Below are 483 nucleotides of genomic sequence, written 5' to 3'. Positions count from 1 at the left end.
TGCGGCACACTCGGCTGCGAAAATGATCAAGCTTGATAAAAACACCATTGTTTCTCCGACCCCGATCCATCCGGGTGCAATGCGTTACTACAAAGAAAAAGGCATTGAATAACAACGCCTTAATTGCGGGGACACCCGTCTGAAGCAAATTATGAGCGCCGCATTATCTGTTGCTAAAACGGGTAGTGCGGCTGCCTTCTGCGCTTATTGATATCATTTTACGCGGTTTTAAATTCATGTCTTCATCAGAAACCAATGCGGTTGAATCAGCCGAGCACATTCCGGGTTGGGGCGTCAGCTCCGGTGCCCGTGTGCTGTTTGCTATTGCCGTCGCTTTTTCCGTATTCCAGCTCTGGACAGCGGCCTATTCGCCGCTGCCAAGTCAGGTCGTACGCTCCGTTCATGGCGGCTTTTTGCTGCTGTTATTATTCGGACTTTATGCCAATGCGGCACCACAGGGTTCTTTTAAAAAACTGTTGATGT

Annotated in this window: 1 protein-coding gene and 1 pseudogene; both read left to right on the top strand. The window is 49.3% G+C overall.

Features of this window, described 5'->3' with window-relative positions; genetic code table 11:
* Nucleotides 1-112 (top strand): TAXI family TRAP transporter solute-binding subunit (locus HBA93_RS18440; RefSeq protein WP_221724267.1); only part of this gene is annotated, 112 nt, incomplete at its 5' end.
* Nucleotides 113-236: 124 nt separating this feature from the next.
* Nucleotides 237-483 (top strand): annotated as a pseudogene (locus HBA93_RS18435) (hypothetical protein); the annotation flags it as partial.

It is taken from the genome of Ochrobactrum sp. SFR4, from assembly GCF_019730395.1.
Classification (GTDB): Bacteria; Pseudomonadota; Alphaproteobacteria; order Rhizobiales; family Rhizobiaceae; genus Pseudochrobactrum.
Note: the sequence above shows the minus strand (reverse complement) of the source record. Positions and strands in the feature narration are given on the sequence as shown.